The sequence below is a fragment of the Mycobacterium venezuelense genome (genome assembly GCF_054919535.1).
This window is the reverse complement of sequence record NZ_JBONDW010000004.1, coordinates 38,098-65,097: the sequence shown is the minus strand read 5'-3', so window position 1 is coordinate 65,097 and position 27,000 is coordinate 38,098. Positions and strand designations below refer to the sequence as shown.

Genomic DNA, 27,000 nt, shown 5'->3' with positions numbered 1-27,000 from the left:
CCCGCCTTATCGGGGGACAAAGTGGGCCACCCTTGGACGTGCCGGGGCCGCTGCGGCACGCAAGACTGGTGACGTGGACAGGAATCGTTCCGAGCTCGCTGACTTTCTCAGCACGCGGCGGGCCCGGCTCACACCCGAGGATGTGGGTTTCAGTGCGGACTCCGTCCGACGGCGCGTGCCAGGGCTGCGACGCGAGGAGCTCGCGCAGCTGGCGGGCGTCAGCGTCGACTACTACACGCGCCTCGAGCAGGGCCGCAGCCGCAGCGCGTCGGACGACGTCCTCGACGCGCTCGCGGCGGCGCTCCAGCTCAACGCCGCCGAGCGCGATCACCTGCACAAACTGGGCCGCCCGCAACCCCAGAAGCGGCATCGGCGTGCGCGGCCTCAACACGTCCATCCCGCGACATTGGATCTGTTGGGACGCCTGGACGGCGTGCTCTCACCGGCGTTCATCCTCGGCAGGCGTTTGGATGTGCTCGCGCACAATCGACTGGCCGGTGCGCTGATCACCGAGTTCCGTCACCTGCCCGCACCTGAGCGCAATCAGGCCCGGTTCGTCTTCTTGGACCCGCATGCTCGCGAGCTCTACACGGACTGGCGCCAGGTCGCCATGGACACCGTCGCGATGTTGCGGCACGACGCGGGCCGCTACCCGGACGACCCCAAGCTGTCGGCGCTCGTCGGTGAATTGTCGATACACTCCGAGGAATTCCGTACCTGGTGGGCCCGCCACGATGTCCAGCGCCGCACCACCGGAACCAAGAGCTATCACCACCCCGTCGTCGGAGACCTCACCGTGCAGTACCAGGCCCTCAATCCCAGCGGTGACGAGGACCAGGTGTTGATCGTCTACACTGCAGAGCCCAGTTCGGCCTCGGACACAGCGCTACGGCTGTTGGCCAATTGGCATGAACGCGAACGTGATTCGGGCACCGCGGTGTCCGTCCGAGAGGAGAGCCGATGACGCATACCGAGCGTGAAGCACAGGCCGTCGCAGTCGTGCGCCGCAACACCGAGGAGGTGCAGGGGCAGGGAAACTTCGAGTTGTTCGAAGAGCTCTTCGCCGACGACTTCGTCGATCACACGCCGCAACCGGGGACTACTCCCGACAAGGACGGCGTCCGCGTGTTGTACCGCCGGCTTCGCGAAGCTTTCCCCCGACTTCCGCCCGGAGATCCATTGGCAGACCGTCGACGGTGATCTGGTGACCACCTACAAGACCTACCACGGGACCCACCACGGCGACTTCCTCGGTATCGCGCCGACCGGGCGGCTTGTCCAATTCGAGACGGTCGACGCGATGCGGGTCCGTGACGGCCGAATCGTCGAACACTGGGGTGTCGCCAATCTCTACTCGGTGGTCGGTCAACTGGGAGCACGCATCGAGCAGGCATGACCGCCGTCACCGGCGAGCGTGGCTGTCCAACGCCATTGGGAGACCGCGTTGGCGAACCCAGTCGTGGTGAATCCGGCCCAACTCCGTGACGGGCTCGGCGACACCGTCCATGTCATCCATGAGCGCCTTCGCGTACAGCGACGCGTTCATGCCCGCGCCGATGTGCGTCAACGCGAGTTGAACCCGGGGGAACATCGAAAAATCTTCGGGCACAGCCATCCGATTGACGGGATTGTCGGCGCTGGTCGAGAACAAGGCCTGCATCAGGCGTGCCGTGGCGTCTGTCGTGTAGGTGACGGGTTGAGGCATTTCCGTCATCTCGTGGAGTAGTACGTCCCACCACGATCGCAGTTCGTCCAACGTGATGGGACGGCCGTTGGCGAAGAATCCCAGCTCGGTCATCAACACGCGACAGTCTTCGAATCGGCCTTCCAGCGCAGCGCGATTCATCGCGACCCACGGGTGGCGAAGCCGCTCGGGCAAAACCTTCACACATCCGAAGTCCAAGAAACCCACGGTGCCGTCGAGGTTGAAGCGAAAGTTGCCGGGATGGGGGTCGGTGTGCAGCAGGTTCCCATGGCGGAAGTTTCCGTGCACGAACCGGGCGATGATCTCGGTCCACCGGTTCTTCAGCTCCTGATCGGCGTGCCGCGCTGCGTCCCAATCCATCCCGGGCAGCAGCGTCATCGTCAGCACGCGGTGCCCGGAAGCCTCCGGAATGACTTCCGGGACACGGATGAACGGATGATCACGATAGAGATCGGCGAATCGGGTGATCGCCTGCGCTTCGTGCCGATAGTCGACCTCCTCGGCGATTCTGGCGGCGGCTTCGCGCGCAAGGCCGCGGATATCCGCCGCGATGCCTGCGGCGGCTGTCGCGAACCGCATGAACGTCGCGAGCAGCTCGGTGTTGGCGAGGTCATCGCGGATTGCTTGCGCCACACCGGGATACTGCAGTTTGACGGCGACCTCGCGACCATCGCGCAGAACGGCACGGTGAACCTGCCCGATCGACGCGGCCGCCATGGGGTCGTCGTCGAATTCGGCAAACAGTTCGATCGCGTCTCCGAGTTCGGCGGTGAGCACGTCGCGCATGAGAGCTGGGTCCATGGGCGGTGCGTCCGCGCGTAATCGGGTCAGTGCCTTTTGGTACGGCGAAAAGCCGCCGCTGCCGAACGCGTCGCCGTCGACCATGGACATCAACTGCCCGACCTTCATCAGCACGCCGCGCGAATGACCCAGCAGGTCGGTGTAGCGGTCCGCGGTCCGCTCGTGAAAGCGAGTGACCGCGCCGGTGTCACCCGACCGTTGGCGAAACTCCGCGACGAAGCGTCCCCCGACGGCCCGCGCGGTGAACCCGGCCAGCGGCATCGTCCGCCGGATCCGCCCGCGCGGCACGGAATTGTCTTGCGGCATCGGGGCTCCCCACTGTCGGTATCCGCAGCCGTAAAGTAGAGTCTTACACAAAGTAAGTGATCACTTTGGAGAGGTCAATGGCTGCACCCGCGCCGACGCGTGAACGGCTGGTCACCGAGGCCATGCGGCTGTTCAGCGACAAGGGTTTCGATGCGACGAGCGTGTCCCAGATCGAGGCCGCGGCGGGCCTGGCCCCGGGATCGGGAGCCCTGTACCGCCACTTCAAATCGAAGGACGCCCTCCTGGAAGCGGGTATCGATCGTCAGCTCGACCGACGCCGTGCCATGCGTGATATCCGCGCGCTGTTCGCCGGGCTCGACGACTTGCGTGCCGAGCTCACGGTGCTGGGGCGCTACCTGCTCAGCGTCGTCGACGAGGAGATCGAGATGCTCCAGATCGCCGCGCGAACCCCGGCCGGCCGATCAGCTCGCCTTGACGCTGCCTACAGCGCGCTCATCGACGGGCTTAACGGTGAACTCGCCGAGTGGATAACCGCGTGGAAGCCTGAGCGGCCGCAGACCGATTGCGAGGCTCTCGCGGCATTGGGAGTCAACGGAATACTGGGCGTCCGCTTCGCGAGCCATCTCGTGCACCGGACGCAGTCCCGCGTACCGGACGACAGGTACCTGGCGGAATGGACCGCTGTGCTCGCCGCCAGACTCGAGTCCTGTTGATCAGCCGGTGCGTCAGGCTTCGTGACCCGGTTCGAGGTCTTTGACGTCGGTGAAGCTCACCCAGGTGTGCGGGCCGTCTGGCGCCTGCCCGGCAACGGGTTCCAGCAGATGGCCGACGTGGTCGCCGAGGTCGAACCTGCGGGTGATCGAGCCAACGAACCACGCCGCGGCCGCCTCCAGGATCGGTGTGCCCTCCGGCCCTTCGCGCCAGCTCCAGCGCTTGAATTTGTCGACCGTATCGCCGGTTTCGCTTCCGAACCACCGGGCGAGCTCGATGTCGTTGCGCGCCACCAGATGCACGCCGAGGTGTGTCGCGTCCTGCGCGACTTTGAACGTGTGGTTCTTGCGCGACAAGCCGATCAGGAACTTCGGTGGATTGATACTCGACTGCGTCGCGAACCCCACCAGACAGCCGCCCATCCTGTCCCCGGCCCGGGCCGTGACGACGAACATCGGGTAGTCGAGCAGACCCACGAGATCGTCGAACGCCGCGGAGGCTGTTCTGTGGTCATCAGACATCGCACCGACCCCTCAACCGCATGACAGCAGTATGCCCGCGCCGCGTGTTTGGGGAACGGCCGCCGGGGTAGCCAGATCCCAACATCTGCGATGGGAGTCCTGCTGTGAAAGCTGTTACCTGGCATGGCCGACGCGATGTGCGGGTGGATACCGTGCCGGATCCCGAGATCCAGGAACCCACGGATGCGATCATCGAGGTGACCTCCACCAACATCTGCGGATCGGATCTGCATCTGTACGAGGTGCTGGGCGCCTTCATGCATGAGGGGGACATCCTGGGCCACGAACCGATGGGGATCGTGCGCGAAGTGGGCGCCGAAGTCGACGGGCTCGCGGTCGGTGACCGCGTGGTCGTCCCGTTCCAGATTTCGTGCGGGCACTGCTTCATGTGCGACCAGCAGCTCTATACGCAGTGCGAGACAACGCAGGTGCGGGATCAGGGCATGGGGGCAGCGCTGTTCGGCTACTCCGAGCTGTATGGCCAGGTGCCCGGCGGCCAAGCCCAGTACCTGCGGGTTCCGCAGGCGCAGTTCACCCACATCAAGGTGCCCGAAGGGCCGCCCGACGCGCGGTTCGTCTACCTGTCGGATGTGTTGCCGACCGCATGGCAGGCCGTCGCGTACGCCGACATTCCGAAGGGCGGTTCGGTGACGGTCCTGGGACTGGGAGCGATCGGCGACATGTCGGCTCGCATCGCCCAGCATCTCGGCTACGACGTCATCGCAGCTGACCGGGTGCCGGAGCGACTGGAGCGGGCGAAGACTCGCGGCATCCGTACCGTCGATCTGCGCTCGCTCGGCGTGCCGCTCGGCGACGTGATCCGGGACATGACCGATGGGCGCGGCACCGACTCGGTGATCGACGCCGTCGGCATGGAAGCGCACGGTTCACCCGTCGCCTCGATGATGCACAAAGTGACCGCTCTGCTACCTGACGCGGTCGCGAAACCGATGATGCAGAAGGCGGGGATCGACCGGCTCGACGCGCTCTACTCGGCGATCGACATCGTGCGCCGCGGCGGCACCGTGTCGTTGATCGGTGTCTACGGCGGCATGGCCGACCCGATGCCGATGATGACGTTGTTCGACAAGCAAATCCAGCTGCGGATGGGGCAGGCCAACGTCAAGAGATGGGTCGACGACATCATGCCGCTGCTCACCGACGACGACCCGCTCGGCGTCGACACATTCGCCACGCACGTCCTGAGCCTCGACAAAGCCCCGCACGCCTACGAGATCTTCCAGAAGAAAGAAGATGGCGCGGTCAAGATCATGCTCAAGCCCTAAGTTTGGTGCCCGGCGACCCGGGAACCCCGACGGCATGACGGTAAAAGTGCGCCAAGGAACGGTCGTGGTGTTCACCGACGTGGTGTGTGGGTGGTCGACCGTAGCGCTGCATCGCTTCTACGAGGCGCGCGACCGTGCCGGCTTGACCGACGCGGTTCGCGTGGACCATCAGCTGTTCCTGCTCGAGGACGTCAACAAGTTCCCGATCCCCAAGCGCTTTCTCGACAGTGAGATTCCGGTCGTCGGTGCGTTGGCCCCGGAATTCGGTTGGAAGCCATGGCAAGGCGACGCGTCGACGTGGCCCATCACCGCGCTGCTGGCCAACGAGGCGGTGCACGCCGCCAAGCGGCAATCCCCGCAGGCGGCCGAACAACTCGACATGGCGCTTCGACATGCGTTCTTCACCGAAAGCAGGCCGATCTCGCTACTCCACGAGATCGTCGACGTCGCGGGCGGGTGCGCCGGCGTCGACGCGGATGCCTTGCGCAGCGACCTCGACAACGGAACCGCGCGCGGCGAGATGATGCGTGGTTACCGTGAGCACGCCGAGGAGGTCCAGGGCAGCCCGCACTTCTTCCTCGCCGACGGCTCCGACGTCCACAATCCCGGCATCGAACTGCACTGGGAAGGCGAACCGGGATCGGGTTTTCCCGTGGTGGACGTGGACGACCCCTCGGCGATGGATGAGCTCGTGCAACGCGCGGCCGGTTGACAGTCGGTGGTCGAAATAAGCTGATGAACATCCGACCCGCAGAGGAAGTGCATGTTCATCGTCGTTCTCGCCACGATTCTCGGGCTGATGCACTTCTACATCTGGATACGCGTCATCAAGAGCACGACCTCGCCGGGTCGGGTGCGGCGGCTGCTCACCACGGTCTTTCTCGTGCTCACCGCGCTGTTGTTCGCGACGCTGATCCTGCCGCGGGTCATCGGGCTGACCGAGTCGGCGTGGTTCGCGTGGCCGGGCTATGTCTGGTTTGCCCTGGTGGTCTATCTGTTTCTCACCCTGCTCGTGTTGGAGCCGGTTCGGCTCGCGCTGCGCGGCTGGGTGCGGCGCGTCCCTGAACCACCGGCCGCGCCCGCCGTCGAGGACCCGCCGTCGGCCGTCAACCGACGGCTGTTCCTCGCTCGTGCCAGTGCGGTCGCGGCAGGTGTGGCGTCGGCGGGTCTGGTCGGGGCGGGCATGTCCAGTGCGCTCGGGCCGCCCGACCTGTTGCGGGTGCCGGTGCGGCTACGCCGACTCGATCCGGCGTTCAACGGGTTCCGGATCGCGGTGGTGTCGGACATTCACCTCGGCCCCTTGGCGGGGCGTGCTCACACCGAGCGGATCGTCGAGTTGATCAACGAGACCTCGCCCGACCTCGTCGCGATTGTGGGCGACCTGGTCGACGGCACGGTTGAGGAACTCGGGGCTGCCGCAGAACCCTTGCGGGACTTGGTGTCTCGCGAAGGCGCGTTCTTCGTGACGGGCAATCACGAGTATTTCGTCGACGACACCACCGCGTGGCTAGGCGAACTCGAGCGGCTGGGCATCCACACGTTGCGCAACGAGAACACGCCGATTCGCCGCGGCGGTGCCGGATTCGATCTGGTCGGGGTCAACGACGTCGCCGGTGATTCCATCGCCGAGCCGCCGGACTTCGACCGCGCGCTCGACGGGACGGATCGGTCGCGGCCGACGGTGCTGCTCGCGCATCAACCGGTACAGGTGGCCGAGGCGGCCGACCGCGGAGTGGATCTGCAATTGTCGGGGCACACGCACGGTGGACAGATGTGGCCGTTCCACTATGTCGTGCAGGCCGTCCAACCGTCCCTGGCCGGACTGTCGAACGTCGGTGACACCCAGTTGTATGTCTCTCGAGGCGCGGGATTCTGGGGTCCGCCCGTACGCGTCGGCGCGCCACCGGACATCAGTGTCCTGAGTCTGCAGACCGATTGACCGGGTGAACCCCGCAGGGCACTGAGTCGTTTCACTACGGACTATTGACCACGGATTTCCAAGGGTCCGGTCGGGCCGCGCGCAGGCCAGTCTTGGTTCGACGGACACGAAAGGTAACCCCGATGTCGAAGATACTGCTGCAGACCACGATCGCGGAAAATGCCAACGACTGGGATGTCAGCCGCTTCTCGCTGCTGGCCGAGGAGTTGACGGCCGCCGGGCACGAGGTGATCGCGCGCAACCGCGCCGCAGGCGCCGACGACCCGGTGCTCAGCCACATCGACGAACTCGGCGTCGATCAACTGTGGCTCATGTGCGTCGACGTCGGCGACGGCCTCACTTCGGTCGAGGCGGACGCCATCCTCAGATTCCGGGAGAACGGCGGCGGAGTCCTCACGGCCCGCGATCACGAGGATCTTGGCTGTTGCCTGGCCTGCCTCGGCTCACTTGGCATCGTCAACGAATTCCACGACGCGAGCATCGACCCGGCGACCATGTGCGACGACCCCGACAACCCGGACATCTCGTGGCCCAATTATCACTCGGGCGCCAATGGCGACTACCAGCCGGTGCTGACCGACGGCCCGGTGCACGAACTGCTGCGCACCGACAAAACCGCGAGCGGGCAGATCGAGTGGTTCCCGGCTCACCCGCACGAGGGTCTGGTGTCACCGACCGGCTCGTTCACGTCAGTCCTGGCACAAGGCCGCAGCAAGGCGACCGGCCGCAAATTCAACCTCGCCGTACTGCTCGACGGGGAACTGACGGCCGACGGTCGGCCGATGGGGCGCGCGCTTGCCGAGTCGACGTTCCACCACTTCGCCGACTACAACTGGGACACCGACCGGGGCGCGCCGTCGTTCGTCACCGAACTGCCGGGTGCGCAGATCAAGGAGGATCCTTACCCGCTTGCGGTCTTCAAGGACTACGTGCGCAACATCGCGAACTGGCTACAGCCGGTGGCCGGCGAATCGGGCAACGCGGTGATGTCGCCGGAGGTGTTGTCGCAGGCGTAAATACCGCGCGGTGCATGACATTGGCAAAGCCTGGGTACTTACGGCTGGGGAGGAGCCGTATCGGAAGGACCCATGACAACACCGCGATTGCAGTTTGACCAGCGTGACGTGGCCGAAGCCCAGCACATTGTGGGCACGGTCGCGTCGGCGTTCTCGGCCAAGGTCGTCGGCCAGAACCATCTGCGGGAATCGATGCTCGTCGCGCTGCTCGCCGGCGGTCATCTGCTGGTCGAAAGCGTCCCTGGGCTGGCCAAGACCACGGCCGCGCGCGTGGTGGCCGAATCCATCGACGGCAGCTTCCGCCGGATCCAGTGCACGCCAGACCTGTTGCCGAGCGACATCATCGGCACGCAGATCTATGAGTCGGCCACCAACTCGTTTGCCACGCAACTGGGCCCGGTACACGCCAACATCGTGCTGCTCGACGAGATCAACCGCTCGAGCGCCAAGACGCAGAGCGCGATGCTCGAGGCGATGGAAGAACGCCAGACCACCATCGCGGGCGTCGAATACGCGATCCCCGAACCGTTCCTGGTGATGGCGACCCAGAACCCCGTCGATCAGGAAGGCACGTACCCGCTGTCGGAGGCACAGACCGACCGGTTCATGCTCAAAGAACTCGTGCACTATCCGTCGACCGAGGACGAGGTCGAGATCATCGAACGGATGGATGCCGGACTCTACGACCGGGCGCACCGAACCGCCCCGGTTGTCAGCGTCGATGACGTGCGGCGCGTCCAGGACATCGTCAGGTCCGTGCACCTGGACCGCGCGTTGATCGAGTACGCCAGTCGTCTGGTGGGTGTCACGCGGGAACCCGACAAGTACCTGCCCGCCAATCTCGCCCGGCTCATCGAATATGGGGCCAGCCCACGTGCCACGATCGCGTTCTGCCGAACCGCCCGCGCGCTTGCCGTGCTACGCGGTCGCGGACATGTGGTGCCCGACGACATCGCCCGGCTCGCCCATCGCGTGCTGCGGCACCGCTTGATCCTTGGGTTCGAGGCCGCCAGCGCCCGGGTCACGCCCGACGTCATCGTCGACGCGGTGCTGCGCGCGGTTGCCGTTCCGTGAGGTCCGTGAGACGACTGTGGGCAAGCATCTCGACTCTGCCAAGGCGTATTTCGGCCGAGACGCCGGCGGCCTGCTCGAAGGTGGCCGCTACGCGCTGATCCATACCCGCAGCCTCGAATTCGACGAGCTACGTCCCTATGTTCCCGGCGACGACGTACGTGACATCGACTGGAAGGCGTCGGCCCGCTCGGGCCACACTCTGATCAAGCGATTCGTCTCCGAGAAGCACCACAAGATTCTCGTCGTGGCCGATGCCGGCCGAAACACGTCGGCGCTGGCGCCATCGAGAGAGCCGAAAAGGGATGTCGCGGAGAACATCATCGGCGCGATCGGTCTCATCACCCTGCCCCGTTCCGACGAGATCGGCATGGTGTTGGGGGACCGTCGCGGCTGCGTCGACATCCGGTTGCGTCGCGGCGAGACACACATCGAGAGCATGCTGCACCGGTTCCATCACCACGCGACGACCAAGCCCGGTCCGAGCGACATCCTGGTTCAGCTCGAGTGGGTGGCCCGGCACTATCGGCACCCGCTACTGGTGTTCGTGGTGTCGGACGAACCCGAGATCAGCGACCGGCTGGCCGACGTGCTGCGCTCCCTGACGGCACGCCACGACGTGCTGTGGGCCATGGTCGCCGACCTGCCGGCAGTGGCTGCCGACGAGGACGGCGGACGTGGTTTCGACGTCGCGGACGGCAGTTTCGTCCTGGACAAGCTCGAACCGCACGTGATCGGCGCTTATCGGCGCGCCGAAGAGGAACGACGCGAACAGCTTTCGGAGTTTCTGACGATCCACCGCATACCGCATGCCCGGATCGGCAGCAGCCGGCGGATCCGGGTGGCACTGACCGCGATGACGGGGGTGTACGCCCGTGCCGGATGACTTGTTGCGGCATGTGATCGGCCCGTCCCCGTATTCGTCGTCGTGGTGGTGGCTCGCCGGGGCTCTCATCCTGGTGCTCATCGTCTGGTACACCGCCGTATTCGTGCTGACGTCTTCGGATCAGCGCCTGCGCGACCTTCCGATCCTCGGGGCCGCACGCGACGAGCTGATCAAGCGCCGAGCCACCCGCGCTGTCCGGTCCATCGGAAACCGGTACCGCTCCGGCGTTCTGGACGCCGCACCGGCAGGCGCGGCGCTGAGCCGTGAGTTGCGCATGTTCCTGCACGCGACAACGGGGATCCGCGCACAGTACATGCAGGTTGACGACATCGCAGCGAGCACGCTCGCACCGGCCGCACCGATTCTGTCGGATTTGACCGACGTGCAGTTCAACGATCGCTCGACGGTCGACGTCGGCGTGGCAAGCGTTTCGGCCGAGGAGTTGATCCGCTCATGGAGCTGATCTGGTGGATCGTTGTCATCGCCGGATGTGTGGCCCTGGCCGGTTGCGTGGTCTACGCGCTTCTGTGGCCTCAACACGTGGACCGTCAGCGCATGCGGCCGCTGGCGAACACCGGGCGCTTGACGCGGCTGCCGGAATACCTGCGCGCCGTGCGTCTGCGCACTCTCACCGCCTGCGTGTCGATCGCGCTACTCGTGACGGCATTCGCGGCGGCGATCCTCGTCACGGCCCGGCCCACGGGCCTGCCGTCGACCACGCAGAACAGTGAGGCTCTTGCACCCGAGGACATCATGGTGTGCGTCGGCGGCCCGGTGTCGGAACCCGCGGTCGGGGCGACCCTGCGTTATTTCGCCCAGCGGGTCACCTCGTTCGGCACCGAGCGGATTGGCCTCACCTCGGCCAACCGGCGTGTTGTTCCGTTGACCCGCGATTACCAGTACGCCGCAGCGCAATTCGCCGCGTACGCGCAACCGGTCGAACAGCAGGACGGCGAGCCGTTCATCGCACCGGTGTCCTATGTCGACTACGCCGAGAACGTCGAGGACGTGCTTGCGTTGTGTCTGACCGGTTTTCCGTCGTTCGATGAGAAGACCCCGCAGCGCCGGTCGTTGATCTACGTCGGCCCGCAGTCGCTTCCTGGCTCGGGGGATGCGAAGCTGTTCACCGCTGACCGCATCGGCGAGATGGCCACGGCCGCAGGCATTCAGGTGAACGTGCTGGCCACTGACCCAGGCGGGGGACCACTCGAGGAGCTCGCGCGCAGCACCGGCGGGCGGTCTTTTGAGGCCGGTGCGACGGTGGATGGGCAGCTCGATGACATCAGAGACCATCCGCCGAGCGCGGCGTCGAGCGGCGGCAACGTCACTCGGGCCGTCGAAACGCCCGATGTCGGCTTGGTGGTGGCCTTGCTGGCGGTGGTCGCCTTGTCGCTGTGGCCGGTGGTGATACGCCGGTGACCCTGCAACCCGTCCTTCCTCCGCTGTTGCTCGCAGCAGTGGCAGTAGCCGTCCTCGCCGCTCGCGTCGCCACGCTGCGCCGGCTGTCGAACACCGAACGCACCCGCACAACGATGTGGCGCTGGGCCGGTGTGACCGTGGCCGCGCTGTTACTGCTGCTGGCCGCGGCCCGCCCGACAATCGGTGGCGATGAGGCCGAGGCCAGGGCTGCCGGCGATCGTGAGCCGAATGTGTTTGTGGTACTTGACCGATCGGCTGACATGTCGGTGCGCGACATCGACGGGCGAACGCGGATGGACGCGGCGCGCGGCGACATCGCCGCGCTCATCGACCGGTATCCCGACGCGCGGTTCTCCGTGATCGGATTCACGTCTCGGCCGTCGGTGGACTGGCCACTGTCCGCCGACACCTGGAGTCTTCGGCCCGTGGTCGCCGCGATGACGCCGGCCCCGGTGCCCGACGAGCTCACGAATGTCGGCGCGGCGGGCACCGTGCTGCGCTATCAGCTCATCAGCGCCAGGCAGCAGTTCCCGCGGGCGCAGAATCTCGTGTTCTACCTCGGCGCAGGCGCGGTGGGATCGGAAGCGCCGCAACGAGAATTCGAGCTCCCCGAGAATGCGGTCGACGGTGGCGCGGTGCTGAGCTACGGCCGCGGTGAGGTCGCGACGTTACGTGGCGTCGCTGACCAGATCGGGGTTCCGTACATAGTGCGCAGCGAAGCCGTCCCGCTCGCCGAGGTCTTGCCGGACGACAAGGCCGGGACCCGGCCCGCCGATGCCACGACGGTGGCCGCCCGCCTCGAGCTCTATTGGATCTTCGCGGGAGGCGCGGGGGTCCTGATCCTGATCGAGCTGTACCTGACGTTGCGTGAGTTCCGCCGCATCCGACCCGTCGACATAGGCGTAGTGTCATGACCCTGCGCCGCAAGCTGTTGGTGTTCTCCGCGCCCGTCGCGGGGTTACTCGTCATCGCCGTGCTCAAGCTCGTGTCGGTCGGATTGGCGGGTCAGTCCGCCGTCTCGAATTTCGCCGACCGTGACTCCGGTGCGATGGCCGGTGACGTCGCCGTCCTACGGGTACTCAACGTCGTCGAGCCCGCCAGGGCGTATTACGCCGACGGCGTCCGAGCGGTTCTGGAGAACCGGCTCGAAGACGCCGACCGACAATTCTCGGAAGCGCTGGCGCGCACCGACCATGCACAATCCTGTCCGGTACGGGTGAACCTCGCGCTCGTCCGCGAAACGCTCGGAGATCGCGCGGCGGGCGTCTTCGACAGCGAAACCGCGGCCGCCCGGTACCTCGCCGCCAAGGCCGTCGTCGAGCAGGCCCCGGACAAGTGCTTCGCGGGCAACACCGACCCCGATGTGCAGCGGCAAGCCGTGCGTGCGGATGCGCTGGCCCGGCTCGACCGCAAGATCGACGCGGTCCGTGCGATCCCGCCGTCGCCCCCGCCACCACCGCCCGCCGCGGCGCCCGTCGCGCCGCCGCCCACATCGGGTGGGACAGCGCCCGACGAGTCGGGCAACCGGCTCGACCCGCAAACCGGTGATCCGCTGGAACGGCTGCAGGAGATCCTGCGCGACGCGGCCGCGTAGGCGGCGCTCAGTCGCCGAGATAGTGTCCAGTCGAAGCGTCGGGCGACGAAGAAGGATGGGCATGGCGGTGGCGGACGGGCTGTCGGCGCGGGAGACCAAGCGCCTGCAGACGCGGGAGCGCCTCATGGGCGCTGCGATCGCCGAATTCAAACGGGCCGGCATGGCCGATGCCGATGTGGGCGCGATCGTGGCTGCCGCCGGGGTCGCGCATGGCACGTTCTTCTTCCATTTCCCGACGAAGGAGCACGTGCTGCTTGAGCTCGAGCAGCGCGAAGAGGAGCGCATCGCCAAGCAGTTCGCCCAGTACCTGCGCAAGCCGCACGATCTGGCCTCGGCACTGCGTGAGTCGATGCGGCTGGTGATCAGCCTGGAACGTCGGCTCGGTGATCTGCTGTTCAAAGATTTTCTGGCACTGCACTTCTCGCAGACCCGGCCACCGGCAGAGGACGGGCGGGATCACCCGATCATCGTCGGGGTCGCCCGTGAGATCGAGCTGGCGCAAGAGCGTGGTGAGGTGGCCGCCGACGTCAACGCGATGAACAGTGCGGTTTTCTTCCTGCTCGGTTTCTACGCGCTGCTGGTCACCACGAACGACTGGCCGACGCGTGACGCGCTGCTCGACGACTACGTGCGCCGGACGCTGCGCAGCCTCGAGCCCTAGCCGCGGACGGACGAGCGCTGATCGAGGACCGACAGCGTGCGCTCGGCCCAGCGAATGTTCTCCTGCTCGAACGAGATTCCACGCAACAGCGTCAGGTAGGGCCCCACGCGCTCGCTGTCGCGCAGGTACTCGGCTTCGGTGTGGCCGCCCAGCAGCCGGTCCCGCATGCGCTCATAGCGGGCCAGTTTTTCTGTGGCCCAACGGAGTTGATCGGCGACCAGATCGCGGACAGCCGCGGTGTCGCCCGCGTCGACGGCGTTGACCTTGATGAGCAACTCGTCGCGGATGGTCGACGGCTTCGGCGGCCTTGCGGTGAATGCGCGGATGGCGTTATGGCCGGCCTCGGTCAACGAGTACATCCGCTTGTTGGGCCGGCGCTCCTGCAGCACCGTGCGGGCCTGGATGAGGCCGTCGGCCGCCAACCGGTCCAGTTCGCGGTAGAGCTGCTGTGGCGTTGCGGTCCAGAAGTTGGCCACTGACGCATCGAAGCTCTTGGCCAGGTCGTATCCGGAGCATTCACCTCCCACCAGGGCGGCAAGCACCGCGTCGCGTAACGCCACGCGCGCAGCGTACATGGAAGTGATTAGTCAACAAAGTGATTAATCGCATATGGACTTCGGTGCCGGCGCGACCTAGCGTCAGCGACGCCTAATCAACAAAGTGACTATGTGAGGTGCCGGATGCATCCTTTCCGTCAGGCCGTCGAGGCTCGGGACGAGGCCGCGATCGCCGCGCTGCTGGCCGACGACGTCGTTTTCACCAGCCCGGTGGCGTTCAAGCCCTACCCGGGCAAGCCCATCACCGCGGCGATTCTGCGCGGCGTGATGCGGGTGTTCGAGGACTTCCGGTACGTCCGGGAGATCGGCGACGCCAACGGCCGCGATCACGTGCTGATCTTCGAGACCACCGTCGCGGGCAAGCGAATCACCGGAGCCGACTTCATCCACACCAACGACGACGGCCTGATCGACGACCTCATGGTCATGGTGCGGCCGCTGTCGGGGGCGCAGGCCCTCGCCGAGGCGATGGGTGCGCAGTTCGAGCGCATTCAGCAGGAAGCGCTCGAGGGGCGATGACCATGCGGATCGGCTTGGGTATCAACTACGCGGGCGGGTTCAAGGAGGTGGCCGCCGAGGTCGCCGACCTGGAGCGGGCCGGCCTCGACATCGTCTTCGTGCCGGAGGCGTACTCGTTCGACGCCGTGAGCGGCCTCGGCTATCTGGCGGCCAGCACCGAACGCGTGCAGTTGGCGTCGGGCATCCTGCAGCTCTACACGCGCACCCCGACCCTGACGGCGATGACCGCCGCGGGGCTCGATTACGTCTCCGACGGCCGATTCACGTTGGGGCTCGGGGCGTCCGGGCCGCAGGTCATCGAGGGCTTTCACGGCGTGCCCTACGACGCCCCGATCGCGCGAACCCGCGAAGTGGTGGACATCTGCCGCCGGGTGTGGCGACGCGAACGCCTGCAGTACGAGGGCAAGTACTACACCATCCCGCTACCGGCAGACCGGGGCACCGGGCTCGGCAAGCCGCTCAAGCTCATCAACAACCCGGTGCGCGAACGCATCCCGATCCTGCTCGCGGCGCTGGGGCCGAAGAACGTCGAACTGGCGGCCGAGATCGCGGAAGGTTGGCAGCCGATTTTCTACCTGCCGGAGAAGGCCGACGACGTATGGGGCGATGCGCTCAAAGCCGGCCGGGCCAAACGAGACCCGGCCCTCGGCGATCTCGACGTGTACGCCGGCCCGGTGCTCGCGATCGGCGACAACGTCGAGCCGCTGCGGGAGTTCGTCAAACCGCATCTCGCGCTCTACATCGGCGGCATGGGCGCCAAGGGCAAGAACTTCTATCACGCGCTGGCCACCAGCTATGGCTACGGCGCCCAGGCCGACCGGATCCAGGAGCTCTATCTGGCCGGTGACAAGGAGGCCGCCGCCAAGGCCGTGCCCGACGAGCTGGTTCGCGATGTGTCCCTCATCGGCAGCGCGGGATTCGTCAAGGAACGGCTGGCAGCGTTCCGCGAGTCCGGGGTGACCACGCTCAACGTGGTTCCGATCGGCGAGACACCCGCCGACCGGGTCAAGCTGATCGAGCAGCTGCGCGACCTGCTGTAGGTGCGGGTATGTATCGGGCGGCTAACGATTCGGTAGTGCCTCGGCGCTGACGCTCCCGTCAGCAGCAAAGCCGTGGTTCAGTGGGAACCGATGTTGGATTCCAAGTTCTCAGTGCGCCTTTCGGCCGTCGGCGCGGCGGCCGGCCTTGCCCTGTTGGCCGCCGGAGTGCCCCAAGCCGGTGCCGCGCCGGCCAGCGACGACCAGGGATATATCGATTCCACGGCGCGTTGTGAGAGTGCGGATGCGACCGTGCTGTTCGGTAGCACCGATCAGTCCCGGGTCGCGATCTGCACGGTTTCGGGCGGCGACTACGAATATCGGGGTGTCCGCGTGCGCGATGGTGCGCGGCTCATCATCCCGGCAACCCGGTCGGACGACGGTTCGTTCCTCGCCGAGAACGCCGGAATCGAATACCTCGTGACCGCCAAGTCTTTGGTCCTCAGCGCGGGCGAGCGCGTGATCCGCGAAGAAACAATGGTCGACTTCCACGGCCCGGGCGGGTCGGCAGCCGAAGAGACCACGACTCCGTCGACGCCGCTGCCGCCGCCGTTGCCCGCCGAAGTGGGTGGCAGCGGAGACGGCTGAGCAGGCACATGTGCGCCGAGCACATGAAAATGATAATCATTAGTGACATGCCTGCTCGTTCGCTCGCCCTGCTGTCGGCCGACCTCGACCAACTCGTCGCCGAAGTCGGCGCCGCAACGCTCGTCTTGACGGTCCCCGTTCTGGACGGCGCCATCCAGGTCGGCATCGGCGGGGACTATCCGACGGGCACGATCGCGGTCACGACGACCGCGTGCGGCGTGCAGGTCCGCCATGCCGACGGCAGGCCGATGCAGGTGCACATCGTGCGGGACTGGCAGGGCGCAGACTCGCCGGGCATCCGCAGCGCGCTCTTCGGTGAACCGGTGGATGAGCTGACGCTGGAGCGGCGCGGGCGGTCGTGGGTTACCTGCGCGGGCCTGCCGGTCCTCGGGGTCGACGACCTCGCGGCGTTCGTCAACACGGTCGCCCGGTTCGCCGCGGCGAAGCGCCGGAAAGCCCGTCAGGTGGTCGCGGCGTAAGTCTGCAGGTACTGCGTCAGCGCCCGTTCACCTTCGGCGAGTACGGCGCGGTCGCCTGCCGGACCCGCGCGGTAGGCGAGTTCGAGCACCCGGTCACCCATTTCGACGGCCACGGCGGTGACCAGCGGATCGGTGTCGGGACGCAGCAGCCCCCAGTGCAAGAGGGCGGCGTGTAGGGCTTCGGCGAACTCGGCCCGGCGCAGCCTCGGATCGGCGAGCAGGCCCCTGGCCAAGCTCGTGTAGTGCAGCGTCACCAGGTGCGGGTGAGCGCGCAGGTGCTCGTAGTGGAACTCGAAGATTCCGTGGATCACCTCGGACAGGCTGCTGGGATTGAGCGCGCTGAGCACAGCGGCGCCGTCGGCGTCGCGCCGATCGAGATGGTCGAGCACGATCTCCTGCAGGATCGCGTCCCGGTTCGGGAAGAACTGGTACACCGTGGCGACCGGAACGTCGGCGCGTTCGGCGATGGCGCGGGTCGTGACGGCGTCGGCGCCGTCAGCCTCCAGTAATTCCATCGCCGCGGCCCGAATCCGTTCGACGCGCCGTTTGCTGCGTTCCTGCACTGGCTGTCGACGACGCAATGGGTTGCGGGTGACCACCTATGCATCGTCCCATACGGCTAACATGAACACGATTCATGTTAATGTTTCGCGCAGGAGTGGACAGATGACCGGACCGGCTTGGTTCGCCGCACCCCCCGAGGTGCATTCGGCGCTGTTGTCGAGCGGGCCTGGCCCCGCCTCGCTTCTCGCCGCGGCCGGTGCCTGGCACGGCCTGTCACTCGAATATTCCACCGCGGCAGCTGAACTCACGGCTGTGCTCGGTACGGTTCGAGCCGGATCCTGGCAAGGGCCGAGCGCCGAGCGCTACGTGGCCGCGCACGGTCCCTATCTGGCGTGGTTGTCGGTGCAGAGCGCACACAGTGCCACCGTCGCCGCGCAGCACGAGACCGCGGCGGCGGCGTATTCCGCAGCCCTGGCCGCGATGCCCACCCTCGCCGAGCTGGCCGCCAACCACGCGATCCACGGCATCCTGGTTGCCACGAACTTCTTCGGGATCAACACCATCCCGATCGCACTCAACGAGGCGGATTACGTCCGCATGTGGATTCAGGCCGCGACCACCATGAGCACCTACCAGGCGGTATCGGGGGCTGCCGTGGCAGCGGTGCCGGTCACCGTGCCGGCACCCATGGTGGTCGCCCCCGGCGTCGGTGAATCCGGCTCGGCGATCGCCGCCGCCATGCAGAGCAGTGGCCAGCCCCAGGCGGCGGAATCCGGCTCGGCGCTCAACATCTCCGACGCGATCTGGCAGTTCCTGGAGGACTATCTCGCCACCGCGCCCGGCGGCCAGGAAACCCTCGAGTTCCTCCGAAATCCGGAAGCGATGATCCAGGCGTTCCTGACGAGCTTTGCCACCAACCCGGTGGCCGCGCTCGTCACATGGGGGCCGACGTTCTTCCTCATCAGCTACAACCTGGTCTGGGGCTGGCCGTTGTGGTGGACGATCTACGGCCTGCTGCTCGCCTCGCCCCTGCTGCTGGCGGCGTCGCTCGGTCTCATCGGCCTCGTCGGCCTGGCGCCGCTTGCCGAAGCCGCCCCTGCGGCCGATCCCGGTACGAACGCGGCGTCCCAGCCCGCGCGGGGTGGCGAACAATCCAACGTCTATCCGGTGGCCGGACTGCCGGGCGGCTCGGCGGGGACGGTCGCATCGACCGCATCGACCGCTCCTCCCGGAACGGCCGCAGGCGCGGCTACCGTCGCGACGCCAACGGTCGCGGTGCCGTATGCGGTGTACGGACTCGATCCCGACGAAGGGGTCGGGCCGACCCTGACCGAGGGCACGGGCGCGAAGAGCCCGGCATCGGGTATCGCCGCGTCGAGTTCGGCAGCAGCCGTGGCCGCCACGCGGACCAGTCGGCGGGCCCGCCGGCGTCGCGGCGGCGACATCAAGGAGCGGGGCTACCGCGACGAGTTCATGGCGATGGACGACGGTGCCGCGCCGGATCAGGTGCAGCCCAACGAAACTCGCGCCTCCGATCGCGGCGCCGGGGTGCTCGGCGCGGCACGCGGGTTCAGCGGTACCGAGCGCAGCGCGGGCGTCGTCGGCGCGGACGGCCTGGTCACGCTCGATGCCGACCCGTTCGGTGACGGGCCGGCGAGCCCGCTACTGCCAAGAACGTGGACCGACGACACTGCGCCGGACGGCGACCGGAATTGGTGAACTGACAGGCAATCTCGCCGATCTAGGCTCGGTACGTGTGGAGGATTCGGCTGCTGACGGCGGTGCTGGCGTGCGCGTTGCTCGCCACCGCCTGCACCGGAGCGCCGGGCCGGGAACGCGAGGCCGACGAACTGCGGAGTGCGGTCGAGGCGATGCCGGGCGTTTCGAGTGTTTGGATGCGCTACAGCAACGACGTCTTCGGCGGCACCATATTCGACCTCACGGTCCACATGGACGAGGCTACCGATGTGCAGATCGGCGCGGTTGCCGCCAAGATCGATGAGCTCCGCCGCGACGACTTCGCCGAGTACGACAAGACGTTGCGGATCGCCATCGGCCGCCACACCACACTCGTTCTGGGCGCCGAATTCGACCGGGTCCAAGAGGCGGCCGGGCTGGCGCGCGCGCTGCGTTCCCACGTCGATGCCGCGAGCGTGGAGTGGCGAATCCGCGGCGAGTCGTGGTCGGTAGACGTTCGAGAAGCAGCGGATCCCGCCGTCGCGCTCGACGCGGTGCTGCGCGTTCTGGGTGGTCAGCCTGCCGCGATCGACGTCAGCCCCGCGGTCCACAGTCAGGGCGCGCACTGGCGCGTCGACGCGGGATTCGCCGCCGCGGACAAGGCGCGGATCGACCGGCAGTTGGCGGCCGTGCCGGGCCGGCCGAGTTGGGTCGGGATTCGCGACGGACGGCTCACCCAGCTGACGTTCGGGATCAGCAATCCGGCAGCCGCCTACGAGGACGTGGTGGCCGCCGTACGGGCGGTCGGCGCAGGCCCGGATCGCCCGGTGGACCTGTTGTGGGCGTGGTCCGATGACCCGGCCAAGTCCGGCGAACCGCGGTTCGCGGGCTCGGCACAGATCGGCACGTGCACGGCTGACAAGAACCGCGGTAGCGCGGCCGGCCGGCTCGTGCCCGCCGCCGCGGACCTGCAGCGCCGGATTCGCGATGAGTACGAGACCTGCCCGTGAACGCTGGAGTTCTTAAATGGAACTCCCAAGTCCCATACCGGACATGTGCATGGCTAGAATCGTGCGATGAGCTCCCCGACCACTCCGCTGTCTGGCGCTCAGGCGCGCACGCGTGCCGCGATCATCGACGCGACGGTCAAGGTGCTCGCGGACAACCGGATGGCTACGCTGCCGGATATCGCTGCTGCCGCCGGCGTGGGCCGGACGACCGTGCACCGCTACTTTCCCGATCGCGAATCCCTGCTCTATCAGGCGACGTTGGATTCCATCGCGGTGATCAATCAGTTGGCGGTCGATGTCGCCGCCGATCAGGGCCCGGCCCGCGAGGCCATGCACCGTGTCATCAACGCGATGGTCTCGGTCGGGGATCGGGTCGTGTTCCTGTTCGGGGACCCCGCCGTTATGCGCAACATCGCGCCCGCCGACCATCCCGACGATGTGCCCTTGATGGACCTCATCAAACGCGGCCAGGCCGAGGGCGTGTTCTGCTCCGAGCTCAGTGCCACCTGGATCGAGCACACGCTGTTCGCCTTGGTGCTCAAGGGATGTCAGGATGCCGCCGCCGGCGAGCTGCCCCGCCATCTCGTCGCGCCAACCATCATCCGCACGTTCGAGTGCGGTGTGCGCGCCTGAGCGATCGGTATCGTCGGATCCTGTGTCCATACTCTCCAAGCCACTGATCGCCGACGCATGGGCGCGGCTGTTCTCGGCCACCGTCAACCCGGCGCCCAAGCCGGGTGTGCGATTCCCGGAAATACCCGGGCGCACAACGTCAGCCGTCATCGCGACCCGACATGGCGACGTCACGGCCACGATCTACCACCCGGAGTCCGGTGACGCGAAACCCGGCGTGTACGTCAACGTGCACGGAGGCGGCTTCGTCGTCGGCCATCCCGAACAGGACGATCCGTGGTGCCGCTATCTCGCCGCGCACGCGAATGTCGTTGTGGTCAACCCCGATTACGTGCTGGCGCCCCGACGCCGATTCCCGGCCCCCGTCGAGCAGATCTATGACGTCGTCTGCTGGGCGGCAGCACCCGAACGCGATTGGGACGGCAGCCGGGTGTGTGTCGGTGGGCAGAGCGCCGGAGGCAGCCTGTCCGCGGCGGCTTCGCGGCTCGCACTGGAGAGCGGCGGGCCCGCCATCAGTCTGCAGGTCCTGCACTACCCGCCGCTGGACCTCGTCACCCCGACCAAGGACAAACACTCCGCGCTGGGCGCCAAGGCCGTGCTCAAGCCGTGGATGGGCGAAGTCTTCGACACCGCCTACATTCCCGACCGCGCTCAGCGCCGAGACCGCCTGGCGTCACCGGCGTGGGGGTCCAACGCCGATGACATCGAGGGCATCGCGCCCGCGCTGATCGTGACCGCCGAATACGACCGACTGCGCGACGAGGCCTGGCGGTACGCCCAGAAGTTGGAGGCCGCAGGGGCATTGGCCGAGTACCACGAGGTCCGCGGCGTCGACCATGGCTACAACATCATGAGCGACAACACCGAGGTCACCCACCGCATGTACGACCTGATGGCCGGGCACGTGCGCCGCGCCGTTGGCTCATTGACGCAGTGACGCGTGTAGCTCGAGCGTCGCGGCGACGGCGATGGCGGCTTCGGCGCCCTTCTTGACGAAGTGCTCGGTGAAATAGCCGACGTGCTCGTCGTGCTCGTGGAAGTGATGCGGCGTCAACACGACGGAGAACACCGGGACGTCGGTGTCGAGTTGCACCCGCATCAGCCCGTCGATCACCGCGGTGGCCACGAACTCGTGCCGGTAGATGCCGCCGTCGACCACGAGTGCTGAGGCGACGATGGCCCGGTAGCGTCCGGTTTTCGCGAGACGCTTTGCCGTGAGCGGGATTTCGAAGGCGCCGGGGACTTCGAAGAACTCCAGCGCGTCCGCGGCGAAGCCCAGGGTGCGGATCTGATCGGTGAAACCTTCGCGGGCCCGGTCGACGATGTTGCGGTGCCAAGTGGCTTGCACGAACGCGATCTGGGTGGCTGCGTCAGACATGTAGCGAAGTTATCGCACGGTCGCCGTGATTGATGACCTCGGCGTGACGCGAATCTCCCCGCGTAAACCTTGCGGCATCGGCGAACGTATTTAGGCTTGCCTTACCTAATTACGTGAGGCGGTTATGAGGCATATTCGAGTAGCGGTTATCGGTGCAGGTCCGGCAGGTATCTACGCCGCGGACATCCTGACCAAGGAGTACGAGCACGCCCGTGTCGACGTGTTCGACCGTCTGCCCGCACCGTACGGACTGGTCCGCTATGGCGTCGCCCCGGACCATCCGCGCATCAAGGAGATCATCAAGGCGCTGCGCCGGGTGCTCTCCCGCGACGAGATTCGCTTCATCGGCAACGTCCACTACGGCACCGACATCCGGCTGGCCGACCTGCGCCGCCACTATGACGCGGTGATCTTCTCCACGGGCGCCCGCGGCGACCGCGCGCTCGACATTCCCGGCATCGACCTGCCCGGCAGCTACGGCGCCGCCGACTTCGTCTCCTGGTATGACGGTCACCCCGACGTGCCGCGGACCTGGCCCCTCACCGCGAAGAACGTGGCGGTGCTCGGTGCGGGCAATGTCGCGCTCGACATCGCGAGGATGCTGGCCAAGCCGGCCGACGAGCAGCTCACCACCGAGATCCCCGGCAACGTCTATCAGGGCCTTGCGGCCAACGCCGCCACCGATGTGCACGTGTTCGCGCGCCGCGGCCCGGCCCAGATCAAGTTCAGCCCCATGGAATTTCGCGAGCTGTCCCACTCGCCGAGCGTCGACGTGATCGTGCACCCAGAGGGCTTCGAGATCGACGAGGCCAGCCAGCGGGCGATCAACACGAGCAAGTCGACCAAGCTGGTCGTGGACACCATGATGAAGTACCTGGAGCGTGAACCCACGAGCGCACCGCACCGTATCCACATCCATTTGTGCCAGGCGCCGGTCGCGGTGCTAGGCACCGATCGGGTCGAGGGACTGCGCACCGAACGGACAGAACTCAAGGGGGACGGAAACGTCCGCGGCACAGGAGAATTCACCGACTGGCCGGTGGAGGCGGTGTACCGGGCGGTGGGGTACCTGTCCTCGCACCTGGCCGAACTGCCGTTCGACCACCATGCCGGTGTGGTGCCGCACGACGCGGGCCGCGTGATCGACATCGACGGCGGGCTTGTCGATGCGACCTACGTGACCGGTTGGATCAAACGCGGCCCGATCGGATTGATCGGCCATACCAAGTCCGACGCCGCCGAAACCGTCAACAGTCTGCTGACCGACCTGCCGGGCCTGCGGGTGCCCGAGGTGGGCGATCCCGACGCCATCCTGTCGCACCTGTCCGACAACGGTGTCGACTACACCACGTGGGCGGAGTGGGAGCGGCTCGACTCGCACGAGATGTCACTGGGCGAGGTGCAGGGCCGCGAACGCGTCAAGGTGGTGGCCCGAGAAGAGATGATCCAGGCCGGCCGCGACGCGCTGGTGCGCGACTAACGTTCGCCGAGATAGGCGTCAGCCCAGGCGCCGATGATGCGGCCGGCCCGGTGCGCCTGCCCCGGCCCGGTGAGTAGGTGCTCGGAACCCTCCAGCGACACGAAGCTGCGGGGGTGGCGCGCCGTGCGGAAGATCGCACTGGCGTTCTCGATGCCGACGGTGTTGTCGGTCGGCGAGTGCAGGATCAGCAGCGGCATCTTCAGGGCCTTGATCTTGTCGTGCAGATGGGCGGCGCGGACGTCCTCGACGAATGCCCGTTTGAGCGTCAAGGTGCGCCCGCCGACCATCCACTGGCCGCTGCCCTCGGCGAACACCTGCTCCAGGCACGCGTCGTACTGGTGCTCGACGTGCACCGGATCGATCGGCGCGCCCACGGTCACCACAGCCCGCACGCCGGGCGCCTGTCGGGCCGCGGCCAGGACTGCCGCGCCTCCGAACGAGTGCCCGATCAGGATGTCGGCGGGCGTGCCGCGCTCGGTCATGAACTTGCAGGCCTCGATGATGTCGTCGACCTTGTGTGTGAACGAGCCGTCGCCCCAGTCGCCCTCCGACTCGCCGAGGCCCAGCGCGTCGAACCGCAGCATGCCGATACCGTCACTGGCCAACTGCTTGCAGATGCGCGACGCGGCCGGCGAGTTCTTGCCGAGCGTGAAGCCGTGGGAGAACACCCCCCAGCCCCGTACCGGCCCTTCGGGCAGGTCGATCGATCCCGACAGCATGGGGCCGGTGGAGCTGGGGAAGGAGACGCGTTCAGCCATGGGGGAGGTTTACCACGGCCGCTATCCGGACGTGGCTGACCGCACTGCCAGGGTGGGTCCGTAGGGTGGATTGGTCCGGCGGATGGTGGGCGCAGGCCCAACGGGCAATGTCGCCCGCCCCGCCGTGTTGGTACGTCATGAGATGTGGAGCAAGCAGGTGCCCCTGAACACCATCGCGCTGGAACTCGTGCCACCGACCCTGGAGCGGGGCGCACAGTACGCCGTCGACGAAGCCCACAAGGTTCTCGCACTGTCCGCCGAATCGGGCATCGAGGGCCGGATCCGTTACGTCATGATCCCCGGGATGATCGACGAGGACGACGACCGTCCGATCGAGATGAAGCCGAGGATGGACGTCCTCGACTACTGGTCGATTCTCAAACCCGAGCTGCCCGGCCTGCGTGGGCTGTGCACCCAGGTGACGTCATTCCTGGACGAGATGGCGCTGCGGCAGCGGTTGACCGCTCTCAGCGGTGCCGGCTTCGACGGCATCGCCTTCGTCGGGGTGCCCAGGACGATGAAGGACGGCGAGGGCGAGGGCGTCGCACCCACCGACGCGTTGTCCATCTACTCCGACCTCGTGCCCAACCGCGGTGCGATCCTGATCCCGACGCGCGACGGCGAACAGGGCCGGTTCAATTTCAAGTGCGACCAGGGCGCCACGTACGGCATGACGCAGCTGCTGTACTCCGACGCGATCGTGGGCTTTCTGACGGAGTTCGCCAAGACCACCGAGCACCGCCCCGAGATCCTGCTGTCATTCGGATTCGTGCCGAAGATGGAGTCGAAGGTCGGGCTGATCAACTGGCTGATCCAGGACCCGGGCAACGAGGCCGTCGCCGCCGAACAGGAGTTCGTCACCCGGATGGCCGAGCTCGAACCGGGCGAGAAGCGCAAGCTGATGCTTGACCTTTACAAACGCGTGATCGACGGTGTCGGCGGCCTCGGCTTCCCGCTGAGCATCCACTTCGAGGCGGCCTACGGGGTCTCCAAGCCCGCATTCGACACGTTCGCCGAGATGCTGGATTACTGGTCGCCGGACCGGGGCTAGGCGCGATTGCGTGTCAGCATGGTTGCCGGCACCGCCGCGAGGATGAAGAACGCCGCCGCCACCGCGACGTAGAGATACACGCCGGTGACCGTGCTCACCGGCGCGCCGGCGGCAGAAATACCGGGAATTCGCGTCGCTTTGAGCACTTCGCCGCCGGCCACGTTGAAGACCACCGCGCCGAGGGCGAGCACGACCGACACCAGTCCCGCGATTGTGCCCTGCCGTTCGGGCGGTTCGACGCCAACCGCCAGGTTGTAACCGGAAGCGCCGATCGCGCCGGCGGCGATGCCCAGCATCGCGCCGCACGCAATGGCGAGTGGGAGCACTGACACGCCCGCCACCATCGCCGAGGTCCCCACTGCCCCAATGACAATGCCGCCGAGCAACGGCAGCGCGGGCCCCACCCGCCCGGCGATCCATCCGGCGCCCACCCCGCCGATGACAATGCCGAGATTGGGTGTGGCGAGCAGTATCGCGATCGCCTCGCCATCGCCGAGGCCGTATCCCAGGCCAAGGTCGCCGGGCACCTGGGCGATGATCGCCGTCAGTTGGAGCATGCTCCGGAAGGCGCCCGCCGCGAGGCCCAAGGCCAAGAGCGTCGTAAGAATCGGTCGGCTGAGAGATCTGATGTCGATGACGGGTTCATCGACCCGCAGCGCGAGATACGCCCAACCGGCCAGCGCGGCGACGCCGGCCACGAGAAGTATCAGCATGGCACTCGACAGCCAGCCGTAATCCCTGCCGAGAGTGATGTAGGCGAGCACCGCGCCGAGCGCGCCGCCCAGCAGGAAGGCCCCGATCACGTCGACGCGGCCGGTGCTGCGGACCGGAGACTCGGGGATCAGGGTGTGCACGCACAGCGCGGAAACCGCGGCGAGCAGCGCTGCGGCGACGAACACGCTCTGGTAACCGAACGTGTCGATGATCGGTTTCATCAAGAACGGTTCGAGGATTCCGACGAGCGACGAGCCGGACGTCAGGAGTCCGACCACCGCCATCGCCACTGCGGGGCTGCAGATTTGGCGGGTGAGTGCCACCGTGAGGAAGACGGCGGCGAACGCGGCGCCCTGGAGAAAACGTCCCGCCAGGAAAATCCAGACATTCGGTGCAACAAGGCAGACGAGCGCTCCAACGCACGCGAGAAGCAGTGTGGCGACGAGTATCCGGCGTTTACCGAAGATGTCGGAACTCTTCGCGAGCAACGGCGACCAGATGGCTCCGGCCAGCATCGCGCTTGCGTTCAGCCATGCGGCCTGATCGGTGTCGAAGTGGTCGAGCAGTTGGGGCAGCACCATCATCGGCGAGCCGATGACGACATCGGCCAGGACGTTGGCCAGGGTCAGCACCGCCGCCCATAGGACGAGGCGTGTGCTCCAACGGTGCTCTCGGGTCTGAATGGCGGTTTCCAAGGGGTCTTTCACTACGCGCGTCGGCTCAGAAGCGGGATGATTA

Annotated in this window: 32 protein-coding genes; 25 read left to right on the top strand and 7 right to left on the bottom strand. The window is 66.8% G+C overall.

The window, feature by feature from the left end:
• Positions 1-73 precede the first annotated feature (73 nt).
• Genes ACRCUN_RS07680 through ACRCUN_RS07670 form a run of 3 tightly spaced genes read left to right on the top strand, consistent with a single transcriptional unit; the run spans position 74 to position 1,396 of the window.
• Positions 74-964, top strand: coding sequence for a helix-turn-helix domain-containing protein (locus ACRCUN_RS07680; RefSeq protein ID WP_462141041.1), 891 nt, complete (start codon positions 74-76; stop codon positions 962-964).
• Complete coding sequence (locus ACRCUN_RS07675) at positions 961-1,200, top strand: nuclear transport factor 2 family protein (RefSeq protein ID WP_462141040.1); 240 nt, start codon at positions 961-963, stop codon at positions 1,198-1,200. Before ACRCUN_RS07680 ends, ACRCUN_RS07675 begins: the two co-directional genes overlap by 4 nt.
• A complete protein-coding gene (locus tag ACRCUN_RS07670; protein ID WP_462141341.1) occupies positions 1,175-1,396 on the top strand; it encodes an ester cyclase in 222 nt (73 codons plus the stop codon). The genes ACRCUN_RS07675 and ACRCUN_RS07670 overlap by 26 nt, the downstream gene beginning before the upstream one ends.
• Positions 1,397-1,402: 6 nt before the next feature.
• On the opposite strand, the gene ACRCUN_RS07665 is transcribed toward ACRCUN_RS07670, so the two are convergent.
• On the bottom strand, positions 1,403-2,812 hold the full coding sequence (locus ACRCUN_RS07665) for an ABC1 kinase family protein (RefSeq protein WP_462141039.1): 1,410 nt from the start codon (positions 2,810-2,812) through the stop codon (positions 1,403-1,405).
• 77 nt (positions 2,813-2,889) lie between these two features.
• Here ACRCUN_RS07665 and ACRCUN_RS07660 point away from each other — a divergent pair, with 77 nt between their 5' ends.
• A complete protein-coding gene (locus ACRCUN_RS07660) occupies positions 2,890-3,486 on the top strand; it encodes a TetR/AcrR family transcriptional regulator (protein ID WP_462141038.1) in 597 nt (198 codons plus the stop codon).
• A gap of 12 nt (positions 3,487-3,498) precedes the next feature.
• Here the strand turns inward: ACRCUN_RS07660 and ACRCUN_RS07655 are convergent, their stop codons facing one another.
• Positions 3,499-4,005 carry a flavin reductase family protein gene (locus ACRCUN_RS07655; protein ID WP_462141037.1) on the bottom strand — a complete coding sequence of 169 codons (507 nt, stop codon included), beginning with the start codon at positions 4,003-4,005 and terminating at the stop codon, positions 3,499-3,501.
• Positions 4,006-4,109: 104 nt separating this feature from the next.
• Here ACRCUN_RS07655 and ACRCUN_RS07650 point away from each other — a divergent pair, with 104 nt between their 5' ends.
• The 11 genes from ACRCUN_RS07650 to ACRCUN_RS07600 all read left to right on the top strand — a co-directional run bounded on the left by ACRCUN_RS07650 (position 4,110) and on the right by ACRCUN_RS07600 (position 13,877).
• Positions 4,110-5,291: a zinc-dependent alcohol dehydrogenase gene (locus ACRCUN_RS07650; RefSeq protein WP_462141036.1), complete on the top strand. Its 1,182-nt coding sequence runs from the start codon at positions 4,110-4,112 to the stop codon at positions 5,289-5,291.
• Positions 5,292-5,325: 34 nt separating this feature from the next.
• Positions 5,326-6,003 carry a DsbA family oxidoreductase gene (locus ACRCUN_RS07645; protein WP_462141035.1) on the top strand — a complete coding sequence of 226 codons (678 nt, stop codon included), beginning with the start codon at positions 5,326-5,328 and terminating at the stop codon, positions 6,001-6,003.
• A 51-nt stretch (positions 6,004-6,054) separates the two neighbouring features.
• The gene (locus tag ACRCUN_RS07640) at positions 6,055-7,230 is read left to right on the top strand and encodes a metallophosphoesterase (protein ID WP_462141034.1); all 1,176 of its coding nucleotides are present in this window, start codon (positions 6,055-6,057) and stop codon (positions 7,228-7,230) included.
• Between the two features lie 122 nt (positions 7,231-7,352).
• Complete coding sequence (locus tag ACRCUN_RS07635) at positions 7,353-8,246, top strand: hypothetical protein (RefSeq protein WP_462141033.1); 894 nt, start codon at positions 7,353-7,355, stop codon at positions 8,244-8,246.
• 72 nt (positions 8,247-8,318) lie between these two features.
• Positions 8,319-9,320: an AAA family ATPase gene (locus tag ACRCUN_RS07630; RefSeq protein ID WP_462141032.1), complete on the top strand. Its 1,002-nt coding sequence runs from the start codon at positions 8,319-8,321 to the stop codon at positions 9,318-9,320.
• A gap of 16 nt (positions 9,321-9,336) precedes the next feature.
• Complete coding sequence (locus tag ACRCUN_RS07625; RefSeq protein ID WP_462141031.1) at positions 9,337-10,203, top strand: DUF58 domain-containing protein; 867 nt, start codon at positions 9,337-9,339, stop codon at positions 10,201-10,203.
• Positions 10,193-10,666, top strand: coding sequence for a hypothetical protein (locus ACRCUN_RS07620; RefSeq protein WP_462141030.1), 474 nt, complete (start codon positions 10,193-10,195; stop codon positions 10,664-10,666). Before ACRCUN_RS07625 ends, ACRCUN_RS07620 begins: the two co-directional genes overlap by 11 nt.
• A complete protein-coding gene (locus tag ACRCUN_RS07615; protein ID WP_462141029.1) occupies positions 10,657-11,622 on the top strand; it encodes a hypothetical protein in 966 nt (321 codons plus the stop codon). Before ACRCUN_RS07620 ends, ACRCUN_RS07615 begins: the two co-directional genes overlap by 10 nt.
• Positions 11,619-12,536, top strand: a complete 918-nt coding sequence (locus ACRCUN_RS07610; protein ID WP_462141028.1) for a vWA domain-containing protein — start codon at positions 11,619-11,621, stop codon at positions 12,534-12,536. Before ACRCUN_RS07615 ends, ACRCUN_RS07610 begins: the two co-directional genes overlap by 4 nt.
• A complete protein-coding gene (locus ACRCUN_RS07605) occupies positions 12,533-13,216 on the top strand; it encodes a hypothetical protein (protein WP_462141027.1) in 684 nt (227 codons plus the stop codon). Before ACRCUN_RS07610 ends, ACRCUN_RS07605 begins: the two co-directional genes overlap by 4 nt.
• A 61-nt stretch (positions 13,217-13,277) precedes the next feature.
• The gene (locus tag ACRCUN_RS07600; protein ID WP_462141026.1) at positions 13,278-13,877 is read left to right on the top strand and encodes a TetR family transcriptional regulator; all 600 of its coding nucleotides are present in this window, start codon (positions 13,278-13,280) and stop codon (positions 13,875-13,877) included.
• Here ACRCUN_RS07600 and ACRCUN_RS07595 read toward each other — a convergent pair.
• Complete coding sequence (locus ACRCUN_RS07595) at positions 13,874-14,437, bottom strand: PadR family transcriptional regulator (protein WP_462141025.1); 564 nt, start codon at positions 14,435-14,437, stop codon at positions 13,874-13,876. The genes ACRCUN_RS07600 and ACRCUN_RS07595 overlap by 4 nt on opposite strands.
• A 120-nt stretch (positions 14,438-14,557) precedes the next feature.
• On the opposite strand from ACRCUN_RS07595, the gene ACRCUN_RS07590 reads away from it, so the two are divergent.
• From ACRCUN_RS07590 to ACRCUN_RS07575, 4 genes are all read left to right on the top strand, one after another.
• On the top strand, positions 14,558-14,953 hold the full coding sequence (locus ACRCUN_RS07590) for a nuclear transport factor 2 family protein (protein WP_462141024.1): 396 nt from the start codon (positions 14,558-14,560) through the stop codon (positions 14,951-14,953).
• A 2-nt stretch (positions 14,954-14,955) separates the two neighbouring features.
• Positions 14,956-15,993, top strand: coding sequence for an LLM class F420-dependent oxidoreductase (locus ACRCUN_RS07585; RefSeq protein ID WP_462141340.1), 1,038 nt, complete (start codon positions 14,956-14,958; stop codon positions 15,991-15,993).
• Positions 15,994-16,083: 90 nt separating this feature from the next.
• Positions 16,084-16,578, top strand: coding sequence for a hypothetical protein (locus ACRCUN_RS07580; protein ID WP_462141339.1), 495 nt, complete (start codon positions 16,084-16,086; stop codon positions 16,576-16,578).
• A 47-nt stretch (positions 16,579-16,625) separates the two neighbouring features.
• Positions 16,626-17,057, top strand: coding sequence for a hypothetical protein (locus tag ACRCUN_RS07575; RefSeq protein WP_462141023.1), 432 nt, complete (start codon positions 16,626-16,628; stop codon positions 17,055-17,057).
• Here ACRCUN_RS07575 and ACRCUN_RS07570 read toward each other — a convergent pair.
• Entirely contained in the window at positions 17,039-17,656 is a 618-nt protein-coding gene (locus ACRCUN_RS07570) for a TetR/AcrR family transcriptional regulator (RefSeq protein WP_462141022.1), read from the bottom strand. The genes ACRCUN_RS07575 and ACRCUN_RS07570 overlap by 19 nt on opposite strands.
• Positions 17,657-17,723: 67 nt before the next feature.
• Between ACRCUN_RS07570 and ACRCUN_RS07565 the strand changes: the two genes are divergently transcribed.
• From ACRCUN_RS07565 to ACRCUN_RS07550, 4 genes are all read left to right on the top strand, one after another.
• Positions 17,724-19,280 carry a PPE family protein gene (locus ACRCUN_RS07565; RefSeq protein ID WP_462141021.1) on the top strand — a complete coding sequence of 519 codons (1,557 nt, stop codon included), beginning with the start codon at positions 17,724-17,726 and terminating at the stop codon, positions 19,278-19,280.
• Between the two features lie 35 nt (positions 19,281-19,315).
• Positions 19,316-20,248 carry a hypothetical protein gene (locus ACRCUN_RS07560; protein ID WP_462141020.1) on the top strand — a complete coding sequence of 311 codons (933 nt, stop codon included), beginning with the start codon at positions 19,316-19,318 and terminating at the stop codon, positions 20,246-20,248.
• 66 nt (positions 20,249-20,314) lie between these two features.
• Positions 20,315-20,881 carry a TetR/AcrR family transcriptional regulator gene (locus ACRCUN_RS07555; protein ID WP_462141019.1) on the top strand — a complete coding sequence of 189 codons (567 nt, stop codon included), beginning with the start codon at positions 20,315-20,317 and terminating at the stop codon, positions 20,879-20,881.
• A 106-nt stretch (positions 20,882-20,987) separates the two neighbouring features.
• Positions 20,988-21,818, top strand: coding sequence for an alpha/beta hydrolase (locus ACRCUN_RS07550; protein WP_462141338.1), 831 nt, complete (start codon positions 20,988-20,990; stop codon positions 21,816-21,818).
• Here the strand turns inward: ACRCUN_RS07550 and ACRCUN_RS07545 are convergent.
• A complete protein-coding gene (locus tag ACRCUN_RS07545; protein WP_462141018.1) occupies positions 21,804-22,259 on the bottom strand; it encodes a 6,7-dimethyl-8-ribityllumazine synthase in 456 nt (151 codons plus the stop codon). The two genes, ACRCUN_RS07550 and ACRCUN_RS07545, sit on opposite strands and share 15 nt — an antisense overlap.
• A gap of 124 nt (positions 22,260-22,383) precedes the next feature.
• On the opposite strand from ACRCUN_RS07545, the gene ACRCUN_RS07540 reads away from it, so the two are divergent.
• On the top strand, positions 22,384-23,739 hold the full coding sequence (locus tag ACRCUN_RS07540; protein ID WP_462141017.1) for an FAD-dependent oxidoreductase: 1,356 nt from the start codon (positions 22,384-22,386) through the stop codon (positions 23,737-23,739).
• Here the strand turns inward: ACRCUN_RS07540 and ACRCUN_RS07535 are convergent.
• Positions 23,736-24,497, bottom strand: coding sequence for an alpha/beta hydrolase family protein (locus ACRCUN_RS07535; RefSeq protein WP_462141016.1), 762 nt, complete (start codon positions 24,495-24,497; stop codon positions 23,736-23,738). The genes ACRCUN_RS07540 and ACRCUN_RS07535 overlap by 4 nt on opposite strands.
• Positions 24,498-24,639: 142 nt before the next feature.
• On the opposite strand from ACRCUN_RS07535, the gene ACRCUN_RS07530 reads away from it, so the two are divergent.
• On the top strand, positions 24,640-25,548 hold the full coding sequence (locus ACRCUN_RS07530) for a mycobacterial-type methylenetetrahydrofolate reductase (RefSeq protein WP_462141337.1): 909 nt from the start codon (positions 24,640-24,642) through the stop codon (positions 25,546-25,548).
• On the opposite strand, the gene ACRCUN_RS07525 is transcribed toward ACRCUN_RS07530, so the two are convergent.
• On the bottom strand, positions 25,545-26,957 hold the full coding sequence (locus tag ACRCUN_RS07525; protein WP_462141015.1) for an MFS transporter: 1,413 nt from the start codon (positions 26,955-26,957) through the stop codon (positions 25,545-25,547). The genes ACRCUN_RS07530 and ACRCUN_RS07525 overlap by 4 nt on opposite strands.
• Between the last annotated feature and the right edge of the window lie 43 nt (positions 26,958-27,000).

Coding starts and splice junctions, on each gene's coding strand:
- ACRCUN_RS07675 (WP_462141040.1), top strand. CDS start 961: ATGACGCATACCGAGCGTGAAGCACAGGCCGTCGCAGTCGTGCGCCGC.
- ACRCUN_RS07665 (WP_462141039.1), bottom strand. CDS start 2,812: ATGCCGCAAGACAATTCCGTGCCGCGCGGGCGGATCCGGCGGACGATG.
- ACRCUN_RS07660 (WP_462141038.1), top strand. CDS start 2,890: ATGGCTGCACCCGCGCCGACGCGTGAACGGCTGGTCACCGAGGCCATG.
- ACRCUN_RS07655 (WP_462141037.1), bottom strand. CDS start 4,005: ATGTCTGATGACCACAGAACAGCCTCCGCGGCGTTCGACGATCTCGTG.
- ACRCUN_RS07645 (WP_462141035.1), top strand. CDS start 5,326: ATGACGGTAAAAGTGCGCCAAGGAACGGTCGTGGTGTTCACCGACGTG.
- ACRCUN_RS07640 (WP_462141034.1), top strand. CDS start 6,055: ATGTTCATCGTCGTTCTCGCCACGATTCTCGGGCTGATGCACTTCTAC.
- ACRCUN_RS07635 (WP_462141033.1), top strand. CDS start 7,353: ATGTCGAAGATACTGCTGCAGACCACGATCGCGGAAAATGCCAACGAC.
- ACRCUN_RS07630 (WP_462141032.1), top strand. CDS start 8,319: ATGACAACACCGCGATTGCAGTTTGACCAGCGTGACGTGGCCGAAGCC.
- ACRCUN_RS07615 (WP_462141029.1), top strand. CDS start 10,657: ATGGAGCTGATCTGGTGGATCGTTGTCATCGCCGGATGTGTGGCCCTG.
- ACRCUN_RS07605 (WP_462141027.1), top strand. CDS start 12,533: ATGACCCTGCGCCGCAAGCTGTTGGTGTTCTCCGCGCCCGTCGCGGGG.
- ACRCUN_RS07600 (WP_462141026.1), top strand. CDS start 13,278: ATGGCGGTGGCGGACGGGCTGTCGGCGCGGGAGACCAAGCGCCTGCAG.
- ACRCUN_RS07590 (WP_462141024.1), top strand. CDS start 14,558: ATGCATCCTTTCCGTCAGGCCGTCGAGGCTCGGGACGAGGCCGCGATC.
- ACRCUN_RS07585 (WP_462141340.1), top strand. CDS start 14,956: ATGCGGATCGGCTTGGGTATCAACTACGCGGGCGGGTTCAAGGAGGTG.
- ACRCUN_RS07580 (WP_462141339.1), top strand. CDS start 16,084: ATGTTGGATTCCAAGTTCTCAGTGCGCCTTTCGGCCGTCGGCGCGGCG.
- ACRCUN_RS07575 (WP_462141023.1), top strand. CDS start 16,626: ATGCCTGCTCGTTCGCTCGCCCTGCTGTCGGCCGACCTCGACCAACTC.
- ACRCUN_RS07565 (WP_462141021.1), top strand. CDS start 17,724: ATGACCGGACCGGCTTGGTTCGCCGCACCCCCCGAGGTGCATTCGGCG.
- ACRCUN_RS07555 (WP_462141019.1), top strand. CDS start 20,315: ATGAGCTCCCCGACCACTCCGCTGTCTGGCGCTCAGGCGCGCACGCGT.
- ACRCUN_RS07545 (WP_462141018.1), bottom strand. CDS start 22,259: ATGTCTGACGCAGCCACCCAGATCGCGTTCGTGCAAGCCACTTGGCAC.
- ACRCUN_RS07540 (WP_462141017.1), top strand. CDS start 22,384: ATGAGGCATATTCGAGTAGCGGTTATCGGTGCAGGTCCGGCAGGTATC.
- ACRCUN_RS07535 (WP_462141016.1), bottom strand. CDS start 24,497: ATGGCTGAACGCGTCTCCTTCCCCAGCTCCACCGGCCCCATGCTGTCG.
- ACRCUN_RS07530 (WP_462141337.1), top strand. CDS start 24,640: ATGTGGAGCAAGCAGGTGCCCCTGAACACCATCGCGCTGGAACTCGTG.